The 782-nt window shown below is 41.3% G+C and carries 2 protein-coding genes; both read right to left on the reverse strand.

What is annotated here, in order from left to right:
• Positions 1-446: transposase zinc-binding domain-containing protein (locus tag QWT87_RS21085; protein ID WP_302718712.1), on the reverse strand; the 446-nt coding region annotated here is incomplete at its 3' end.
• On the reverse strand, positions 443-782 hold a 340-nt coding region (locus QWT87_RS21090), incomplete at its 5' end, for a tyrosine-type recombinase/integrase (protein ID WP_302718714.1). The genes QWT87_RS21085 and QWT87_RS21090, both read right to left, overlap by 4 nt.

Below are 782 nucleotides of genomic sequence, written 5' to 3' on the forward strand. Positions count from 1 at the left end.
ATATCATACAACATCTTGGGCTCGTGAAGCGCGGTTTTGTTCAATACATCCGGAAGCGTAAAAACCACGTGAATTAAGCGAAGCGTATCACGAATACAATTAAAACGAATAATAAAAAAATGAGTAAAATAAGGTACCGGAAGCAGTTCGTTTTCCCTCATCCCAATCCATTGCTCTCGGTTTTTGCTCTGACATTTTGGGCAATGACGGTTTCGGCAGGAGTTGTAACTGATGCTTACATTTCCACATTCATCACAAGCGTCAATATGACCACCCAAAGCCGAAGTTCTGCACTTTTTTAAGGCAAATAAAGTTCTTAACTGCCAAGAATTAAGTTCTAAATTTTCCAATTTTGAACCTAAAATATTTAAAACATCGGCGACTTCGTATTGAGATTGAGATTGAGGTTGAGTTGGCTGTTTTTTTATGGTTTTAAAACCTCTCATTTCTTCCCAAATTCTGAAAAAAGGGTATCGAGCGGAGAGAAGAGTTTTTGGGTGGAAAGTTGTGCAATTTGGAGATAAATCAACGTCGTATCAATACTTTCGTGGCCGAGGAGATTTTTGATGCTCAAAATATCCATCCCATCTTCCAGAAGATGCGTCGCAAAACTGTGACGAAGCGTATGAACACTCACATCTTTCAGGATGTTTGCCGTTTTTGATGCCTGTTTTACCGCCCACTGAACGCCTCGTTGTGAGTAGCGGGAATCGAAGCCTGTGCTGAGCGAAGTCGAAGCGCCGGCTCTTCCTTCTCGTGGCATTCCAAAGAGATAATCTTCT

Origin of the sequence: Chryseobacterium urinae (genome assembly GCF_030518295.1) — a bacterium.
Lineage (GTDB): Bacteria > Bacteroidota > Bacteroidia > Flavobacteriales > Weeksellaceae > Chryseobacterium > Chryseobacterium mucoviscidosis.